The 8,304-nt window shown below is 57.1% G+C and carries 8 protein-coding genes and 2 tRNA genes; 5 read left to right on the forward strand and 5 right to left on the reverse strand.

What is annotated here, in order from left to right; translation table 11 throughout:
* Positions 1-320, reverse strand: a 320-nt coding sequence (locus tag ACEW8J_RS11400; RefSeq protein ID WP_373491765.1) for an acyl-CoA thioesterase, incomplete at its 3' end; no start/stop codon positions are given.
* Positions 317-2,383, reverse strand: a complete 2,067-nt coding sequence (locus ACEW8J_RS11405) for a S9 family peptidase (RefSeq protein ID WP_373491766.1) — start codon at positions 2,381-2,383, stop codon at positions 317-319. The genes ACEW8J_RS11405 and ACEW8J_RS11400, both read right to left, overlap by 4 nt.
* Positions 2,384-2,484: 101 nt before the next feature.
* On the opposite strand from ACEW8J_RS11405, the gene ACEW8J_RS11410 reads away from it, so the two are divergent.
* The 3 genes from ACEW8J_RS11410 (at position 2,485) to ACEW8J_RS11420 (ending at position 5,239) form a co-directional block, all read left to right on the forward strand.
* Positions 2,485-4,266 carry an aminopeptidase P family protein gene (locus ACEW8J_RS11410; protein ID WP_373491772.1) on the forward strand — a complete coding sequence of 594 codons (1,782 nt, stop codon included), beginning with the start codon at positions 2,485-2,487 and terminating at the stop codon, positions 4,264-4,266.
* A gap of 61 nt (positions 4,267-4,327) precedes the next feature.
* Positions 4,328-4,714: a VOC family protein gene (locus tag ACEW8J_RS11415; protein ID WP_373491767.1), complete on the forward strand. Its 387-nt coding sequence runs from the start codon at positions 4,328-4,330 to the stop codon at positions 4,712-4,714.
* Positions 4,715-4,747: 33 nt separating this feature from the next.
* Positions 4,748-5,239 (forward strand): acyl-CoA thioesterase, encoded by a 492-nt coding sequence (locus ACEW8J_RS11420; protein WP_373491768.1) that lies wholly within the window; start codon positions 4,748-4,750, stop codon positions 5,237-5,239.
* 2 nt (positions 5,240-5,241) lie between these two features.
* On the opposite strand, the gene ACEW8J_RS11425 is transcribed toward ACEW8J_RS11420, so the two are convergent.
* Positions 5,242-5,388: a hypothetical protein gene (locus ACEW8J_RS11425; protein WP_373491769.1), complete on the reverse strand. Its 147-nt coding sequence runs from the start codon at positions 5,386-5,388 to the stop codon at positions 5,242-5,244.
* 131 nt (positions 5,389-5,519) lie between these two features.
* On the opposite strand from ACEW8J_RS11425, the gene ACEW8J_RS11430 reads away from it, so the two are divergent.
* A tRNA-Thr gene (locus tag ACEW8J_RS11430) sits at positions 5,520-5,594 on the forward strand.
* A gap of 76 nt (positions 5,595-5,670) precedes the next feature.
* Positions 5,671-5,740, forward strand: a tRNA-Thr gene (locus tag ACEW8J_RS11435).
* 279 nt (positions 5,741-6,019) lie between these two features.
* Here ACEW8J_RS11435 and ACEW8J_RS11440 read toward each other — a convergent pair.
* Positions 6,020-6,595 carry a hypothetical protein gene (locus ACEW8J_RS11440; protein ID WP_373491770.1) on the reverse strand — a complete coding sequence of 192 codons (576 nt, stop codon included), beginning with the start codon at positions 6,593-6,595 and terminating at the stop codon, positions 6,020-6,022.
* 563 nt (positions 6,596-7,158) lie between these two features.
* The gene (locus tag ACEW8J_RS11445; protein ID WP_373491771.1) at positions 7,159-8,238 is read right to left on the reverse strand and encodes a hypothetical protein; all 1,080 of its coding nucleotides are present in this window, start codon (positions 8,236-8,238) and stop codon (positions 7,159-7,161) included.
* Between the last annotated feature and the right edge of the window lie 66 nt (positions 8,239-8,304).

An 8,304-nucleotide genomic window follows, 5' to 3' on the forward strand; every position in this document is an offset into this window, starting at 1 on the left:
TCGGGGCCGGTGAAGCGGACATTGCGCCAGAAACGCGCGCCCTTGGGCGGCTCGGAGATCCATGTATATCCGGTCACGATATCGCCGGCGCTGACATTGCCGCGATAGTCAATCTCGTGCCGGGTAACGACCCAGATATAGCGATCAATGGCATCCTGCGGCGCGACCTCTTGCCAGTGTGCCGTTGCCAGATCCTGGATCCAGCGCACCCAGACCGCGTTGTTGACATGGCCCAGTTCGTCTATGTCGGATGGTTGGGCGGTGATCGACAGGGTGAAGCCGGCTTCCTCGTCGCCTGACCGAGAGGCTTTTTCGTTCACTCCGCCATGCCCATTTGCCACAGGATGAAGGCAAATTCCTCCGCCGTCTCTTCCAGTGCGTTCCACCGGCCCGACTTGCCGCCATGTCCTGCACCCATATTGGTCTTCAGCAGCAGCATATTGTCATCGGTCTTGGTCGCGCGCAATTTTGCTGCCCATTTGGCCGGTTCCCAATAGGTCACGCGGGGGTCGTTGAGGCCGCCGGTGATCAGCATCGGCGGATAGGCCTGCGCCGTCACATTGTCATAAGGCGAATAGCTGCGAATATATTCAAAGGCGGTCTTGTCGGTGATCGGATTGCCCCATTCCGGCCATTCACCCGGTGTGAGCGGCAGGCTCTCGTCCTGCATCGTGTTGAGCACGTCGACAAAGGGTACATGGGCGACAATGGCGCCCCAGAGGTCGGGATCGCTGTTGACGATCGCCCCCATCAGTTCGCCGCCCGCGGATCCGCCTGAAGCGGTGATCCGGCCCTTGCTGGTATAAGCTTTGGCGATCAGTCCCTTGGCGACGTCGACGAAATCGTTGAACGTGTTGGTCCGCTTGGTCAGCTTGCCGTCGAGATACCAGTTGCGGCCAAGGTCATCGCCGCCGCGAATATGGGCAATCGCATAGACAAAACCCCGATCGACGAGACTGAGCCGCGTGGTCGAGAAGCTGGGCGGCACGGCATAGCCATAGGCCCCGTAGGAATAGAGGTGCAGCGGCGCGCTGCCATCAAGGCCTGTGTCCTTGTGGTAGACCAGCGACACCGGCACCTGCGTGCCATCGCGGACCTCGATCATCAGCCTTTCCGTGATATATTGGCTGCCATCATAGCCGGACGGAATCTCCTGGACCTTCAGCGTTTCCAGCGATGTGTCAGCCAGGTGATAGTCAAAGACCGTGCCTGGCGTGACCATCGAAGCGTAGCCGAGCCGCAGCTTGTCGACTGCATATTCCGGATTGTCGTCCAGCCCGGCGCTGTAGCTGGCCTCCGGAAAGGCAATGCGTTCTACCCTGGCGGGATCATCATAGAAACGGATTTCGATCTGATCGAGGCCATTTTCGCGGCCCTCGGTCACATAGAAAGTCTTGAACGTGCACATGTCGGTCAGATAGAAATCATCCGATCCGGCAATCAGGCTGGTCCAGTTGCCCGGGTCCGTGACCGGTGCCGTCGCCAGCCGGAAATTCACATGATCGTCGTTGGTCAGGATATAGAGCGTGCCGTCATGCTCCTCGACGTCATATTCGCGGCCGGTCTGGCGCGGGGACACGAGAATCGGGTCGGCCAGTGGATCGGCGGTGGGCACCAGCCGGATTTCGCTGGTTTCATGATCGCCGGTCGAAATGACGATATATTGTTCGGAATGGGTGAGGCCGATGCCGACCCGGAAGCCTTCGTCATCCTCGTGATATAGCTCGACATCATCGGCCAAGGCATTGCCCAAGACATGGAGCCGGGCATTGTCGGTGCGCCATTGTTCGTTGGCGAGACCATAGAGCAGCATTGTGGAATCGGCCGACCAGACCAGACTCGACAGGGTGCCGGGGATGACATCGGGCAGCAGATCACCGCTGACCAGATCCCTGATCCGGACCTCGAACCGTTCCGATCCGTTGTCGTCAAATGCATAAGCCAGCAAGCGGCCATCGGGGGATACCGATGCTGCCCCCAGCCGAAAATATTCCTTGCCCTCGGCGAGGACATTCTCGTCCAGCATCAGCTGGTCTTCCCCGCCGGAAACCGCTTTGCGCCAATGCTGGCGATATTGCATGCCCTGTTCGAACTTGCTCCAGTAGATCCAGTCGCCATCCTTTTGCGGGACCGAGCTGTCGTCTTCCTTGATCCTCGCCTTCATCTCCTCGAACAGATTGCGGGTCAGCGCCTTGTGATCGGCCATATTCTGTTCGAACCACTGATTCTCTGCCTTTAGATAGGCCAGCACATCCTCATCCTCGACCACCGGATAGCGCGGGTCCTTGAGCCAGTGCCAGGGATCGCTCATCGCATATCCATGGCGCTGATATTCATGCGGGCGTGGCGCGGCGAATGGCGGGTGGCTAAGCTTTTCTGTCATGATTTCTGCTCTTCTCTGGCCGGATTTAGGTGGCGATTGCGGCTCGAAACCCCTATGTGTTGCCATATAAGCTAATTCAAGGAGTTTGCTCAGCGATGTTGATGTCCACTTACGAAGCCCGCCTGAAGGCGCTGCGCGACCAGATGCAAAAAGACGGTATTGACGGGTTTGTCGTGCCGATCTGCGACGAGCATATGAGCGAATATGTCGGTGACTATGCGCAGCGGCTGGCCTGGCTGACCGGCTTTGGCGGCTCGGCCGGTGCGGCGGTCGTGCTCAAGGACAAGGCGGCGATTTTCGTGGACGGCCGCTACACTATTCAGGTGCGCGACCAGGTTGACGGCAAGCTGTACGAATATGTCGGCACGGCCGATCAGAGCATGATCGACTGGCTTCGTGCCAACGCCCCTGAGGGCTCATCGATCGGCTATGACGCCTGGTTGCACACGCAGGAGTGGGTCAAGTCAGCGGAAGCGAAGCTGGCGAAGAAAAACGCCAACCTGGTGGCGGTGACCGCCAATCCGATCGATGCCGTGTGGGACGATCAGCCGGAGCCGTCGCTGGCGAAGCTGGATGTGCAGCCGGATGAATTTGCCGGCAAAAGCGCCAGCGACAAGCGGAGCGACATTGCCACGTGGCTGAACGAGGAAGGCCTCGACGCAACGGTTATCGCCGCGCTCGATTCTGTCGCCTGGGCCTTCAATATCCGCGGCAAGGATATTGCCAACACCCCGGTGCCGCGGGGCTATGCGATTGTGAAGGCGGATGGCAGCGCCGAACTGTTTGTCGCGCCGGAAAAGCTGACCGATGATGTCCGCGTGCATCTGGGTAATGCCGTCGCCTTGCGCGACTATGGTGATTTCCCGAAGGCGCTGACGGAATATCGCGATCAGAAGGTCGGGGTGGATCCGGAGCGGTCGGTGGCGGCGATATTCGATCAGCTGACAGATGCGGGCGCCCAGATTGTCAAGAAACGCGATCCGACGATCCTGGCCAAGGCGATCAAGAACGAGACCGAAATCAAAGGCCACAAGGCGGCGCAGGCGCGCGACGGCGCAGCGCTGAGCCGCTTTCTGCACTGGTTCTCGCAGGAAGCGCCGAAGGGCGGCCACGACGAACTGTCGGTCGCGGCCAAGCTGGCCGCGTTTCGCGGGCAATCCGACAAGCTGATGGACCTGTCGTTCCGCACCATCTCGGGGGCCGGTCCCAATGGCGCGCTGTGCCATTATAGCGTGAACGAGGAAACCAATCGCAAGATCGAAACCGGCACGCTTTATCTGGTGGACAGCGGCGGCCAATATCGGGACGGCACGACCGACGTCACCCGCACGATCGCGGTCGGTGAACCGACCGCTGAAATGATCAAGCGCTACACCCAGGTTCTGCAGGGTCATGTCGCGCTGGCGCAGGCGGTCTTCCCGAAGGGAACGACCGGCGGTCAGCTGGACATATTGGCGCGGCAATATCTCTGGGCCGATGGCGTGGATTATGCGCATGGCACCGGACATGGCGTCGGTGCCTATCTGTCGGTGCACGAAGGGCCGCAGCGGATTGCCGCCTTTGGCGGCTTCGCCGAACCGCTGGTCGCCGGCATGATCTGTTCCAACGAACCCGGCTATTACAAGACCAATGCATTCGGCATCCGCATCGAAAATCTGATTCTGGTCGAGGCGCGCGCGGTCACCGGCGCCGAGCAGGAGATGCTCGGCTTTGAAACGCTGACCTTTGCGCCACTGGAGCGCCGGCTGATCGACGTCGCGATGCTCTCTGCCGGTCAGCGCCAGTGGGTCGATGACTATCATGCCAAGGTCCGCGCGGTTATCGCGCCGCAGTTGGAGGGCGCTGATCTGGGCTGGCTGGAAGTGCAGACAGCACCGCTCTGAGCCAAATGACGCGAATCATATGTTCCTGTAATGTTCTCCTCCAGCAAGGAGGAGAGTGACGATGATCGGCTATGTGACTTTGGGGACAAATGATCTGGAGAAGGCGGCAAAATTTTACGACGCCCTTGCCAAGGAAATGGGCGTCGGACGCATGATGGACTTTGACCAGTTCATCGCCTGGGGGGCAATGGGCGGTGCGCCGGGTATTGCCGCTACCAAACCCTTTGATGGCGCGGCGGCCAGCGTTGGCAATGGCGTGATGGTGGCGCTGGACGCAAAGGACACGGACCAGGTCCATCGGCTCCATGAACTCGCGCTGGCCCATGGCAGCAGCGATGAAGGCGCACCGGGACCGCGCGGCGACCTGGGCTTCTATGCCGGCTATTTTCGCGATCCCGATGGCAACAAGCTCAACGCCTTTTGCATGACGGCTGCCAAAGCCGGTTGACAGGCCCGTAGCGCTGGGGAAAGAGCCAGCGCCATGACAGACCGGAAAAACCCCCGCGACGGCTTTCGCCTGATCACCCCGATTCGTGTGCGCTACGCCGAATGCGATCTGCAGGGCATTGTCTTCAACGCCCATTATATGGCCTTTGCCGATATCGGCCTGACCGAATATATGCGGGCGCTGATGGCGGAGTGCGGGCCGCAGGGCAAAGGCGATATGCTCGGCGGTTTCACGCGGCATTTCGGCGGCGACAACTGGGTGCGCCATGCCGAGGTCGACTTTCGCGCCCCGGCCAGGGCGGATGATCTGCTCGACATCGCGGTGCGCATCACCCGCTTTGGCCGGACCAGCTATGCGCTGCTGGTGCATATTTTGCGCGGCAACGAGCTGCTCAATGTCGTGAAGCTGACCTATGTCTGGTTTGATCCGGCAACCGAGCAGGTTACCCCGGTGTCCGCGAAATTTATCGATGCGGTCGGCACTTTCGAGTTGATCACACCGGAACGCGCGCCGCCGACCGTCTGATATTATGCTTCGGTGTCGTTATCGCCGGGCTTGATCTGTTTCGCCTGCGCCTTGCGAAGCCGCAGATTGGCCCGCAGCTGGGCGGCGAGCCGCTCTGCCTTCTCCGCTTCCTTGCGGGTTTTTTCCGATGGGGGCTTGGGTTTGGGCATGGGCGCTGATCGCATTATCCGGCGAAAAACGCAACTCCGCTTGACAAGCCCGCACGCATTTGGTCTTAGGCCCGCGGTCTGGCATAAACCGCGCCGCAAGGCGGCTGTTGCCGACGCATCAAAATGGTCCGGCTGCTGTAGCTCAGTGGTAGAGCGCGTCATTGGTAATGACGAGGTCGAGAGTTCAATTCTCTCTAGCAGCACCATTTGTTCAGCTCAGTAAAAAGCAGTTCCCTACGGGGAGTGCCCAAACGTGGGTACGCACTTGGGTATGGCGTGGGTGGTGCTTTGGTTGGGGACGCCAGCATTCGTAATGCGGGGGTCAGAGGTTCGAATCCTCTAAGCGGCACCACCACTTTCAGCAGGAAGTTTCAGTTTTTTCTAGCGAAAGTGCGGAACACACAGTGTTCTCCGATTGCCTAATTTACGCGCGATAAACAGCCAACCGGCCGGTGTTGAGGGGGAGTTGCGTGGGTATGACGTGGGAAACACCTTGGTCATCGGTAATGATCGGTCACAGTTTCGAATACTGTACACGCTTATCCGGTCGCGAGTTTTGAGGCCGGAGATGTGTGCAGTCAATTGGCCGATATCAAAGGACTGGCGAGCAATATAGAATGAAGAAACCGATTCATTCCACTAATGCGCTAAAGCTGCCGACGACTTCGATCTGACTGCTTGGCACTTTGTTGAACGGACTGGTTTGGTTGCCGGGGACACAGAGGTGAATCCGGCCTGCAAGTTTTCCTCCATCTTGCTGAGCAAACTCGACCCGTGCCGAAGCGACGTAGAACACATGGTCCAAGTTGACAGCATAGTCCCCATATTGACCACCGGGGATGGGAATCTGCACGCTCCACATGACCTGTTCGTCCACTTTCACAGGGGTATCAGATATGTCCGCGCCTGTGGCCGCCGGTTTGCGAAATATTTTGTCGCCGAGCGACTGACCGTTGGCTACGAGAAAGCTGGTCGCTATCTCGACAACGGGATCAAACACATCATCGGGTGCACGATCGTTCATTTTCAATCGGAGAACCTGGTACACGTCGGCACTATCGTCTGACGAGAATTGCATTGTTCCGCCATTGTCCACGCGCACTGCCGGCAACGGCTGATCGGGCATACCGGCCACTCGCAGCACGAGTGGTTCATCGGGTATCGCACCCATGCTGCAATCAGTAGGAACCGATTGGGCATAAGCCATCGGCACCCATCCAAGGGAACTCAATATTGTGACAGCAGAAGTAACTCGCAACCAGACCATTTTCACCCCCTCCAACAAGCGTCCACACCGTCATGATATGCTTTTTTGTTCGACATGAACAGCCGGCTAGTTTCGGCCTTCCAAAACCGAGGGTGGAACGGCTTTGAGTGTTGATCTTTATTCAGACACGCCGCGCGATATCCGAAGGATTAAGCACTTGTCGTGTATCCAGCGCAGCGAGAAACTGCACCATGCTGCCGGCTTGATCATCATGCCGCAGGAAAAACCTTGGCCATGGGTATTTACGAGGTCGAGAGTTCATTTTTCACTAGCAGCACCATTTGTTCAGCTCAGTGAAAATCTGTTTCCTGCGGGAAGTGCCCAAACGTGGGTACGCGCTTGGGTATGGCGTGGGTGGGACATCCCTATAACGCGCTAGTCTGCCGATATCTTTTTGTTCTCGGGTCTGAAAACTGAATCCGCAATCGTGTCGTGGTCTAGGTGTTGCAAAATAATCGTATGGTCCTGAATCTTAAAATAAGGGCAGGTATCCGTAATCACATCTATTTCCTTCTTAGTAGACCAGTCTCATCTGTGAGGAACCTAACGCGTCCCGTCCGGATCTTAGCGGCGACCTCCTTTGGATCCCGGGTCCCATCGACTTCAATCGCCCGCTGCTCAACCAAGTCGCGCACTGCGTGCAAGAGTGCATCGCCAAATTTCTCTGGGACGAAGTTGGGCAGTTTGATGTCGTTGGGTAATCGCGCGAAAATCATCACCACAAAATCTACAACCATCGTGCCGAATTGTGGTCGTTCTAAAAGGTCTATGTTGGCAACCGCGAACATCGCAGCGACTTCCTTAAGTTGGAGTGTCGAAATTGGCACATCAATCAACTCAAGTTTGTGCTTCCACGCGTGAGCAGAAGCGCCTGCGTCGTTTAGCACTGCAACAATGCCGATCCGTCCTAATCGGACCATTACAACCTGAGCATAGGAGTAGGTGACGTAATCAAACGAGTCGGCTGCCAGTCCATCATCAATTTCAAAAATCTCCATCGATCCCACTACGTCCGGCAGCAGAGTTGCTCGAGAATACACTGACCTTGCAATGGCATGGACGTGATGGAATGAGGGCCAGTCGTAAATGTCCCCAATGAAGCCTGCAGATTTAGTCGGGTTCTTGTCAAGTGCGACAGAAATATCCTTTAAGTGATTCTTGAAGAAAAGAAGGGCAAGCCAAGTGAAGAGGATTTCTTGGCCCTGGGTCCGCAATCGTTCAATAACTTCGTCATATCCACCAGCGAGTAGCTTCGATGCTGGCTCCTCAATTCTCTCCCCGAGCATTGAGTTGCAATCTTTGCAACATGGGACCTTGTACTGATCGTATGTTCGCCTCTCGCCCGTCGGCAGAGTAATAGACTTACTGAACAAATCAAAACGTCGCAGTACCCAGCGTGGGATAATATGCTCGTCATTAAACGCTTTCGATCCAACTGCTGCTCCGCAGATAAAGCAGCAGCCCGCCTTCACAATGTCATCGATAAACTGCTCGCAGCTAAAAAGAATAATGCGGCCGTCTGGTGCAATAATGGTCTTATCGATAGGGTTTAGACCACTCTCTGTCATACCAATTTCAATCAATATCTTTGTATAGCAAACGTTGTTTTCCGCTCGGGAGCATCTCGTCGCGATCTTCTTGCGTTAGTC

It is taken from the genome of Parasphingorhabdus sp. (assembly GCF_041748495.1).
GTDB lineage: Bacteria > Pseudomonadota > Alphaproteobacteria > Sphingomonadales > Sphingomonadaceae > Parasphingorhabdus.

Excerpts from the sequence above, each read along its gene's own strand:
- ACEW8J_RS11410 (WP_373491772.1), top strand. The coding sequence starts at position 2,485 with ATGTCCACTTACGAAGCCCGCCTGAAGGCGCTGCGCGACCAGATGCAA.
- ACEW8J_RS11440 (WP_373491770.1), bottom strand. The coding sequence starts at position 6,595 with ATGGCTTATGCCCAATCGGTTCCTACTGATTGCAGCATGGGTGCGATA.
- ACEW8J_RS11415 (WP_373491767.1), top strand. The coding sequence starts at position 4,328 with ATGATCGGCTATGTGACTTTGGGGACAAATGATCTGGAGAAGGCGGCA.
- ACEW8J_RS11420 (WP_373491768.1), top strand. The coding sequence starts at position 4,748 with ATGACAGACCGGAAAAACCCCCGCGACGGCTTTCGCCTGATCACCCCG.
- ACEW8J_RS11405 (WP_373491766.1), bottom strand. The coding sequence starts at position 2,383 with ATGACAGAAAAGCTTAGCCACCCGCCATTCGCCGCGCCACGCCCGCAT.
- ACEW8J_RS11425 (WP_373491769.1), bottom strand. The coding sequence starts at position 5,388 with ATGCCCAAACCCAAGCCCCCATCGGAAAAAACCCGCAAGGAAGCGGAG.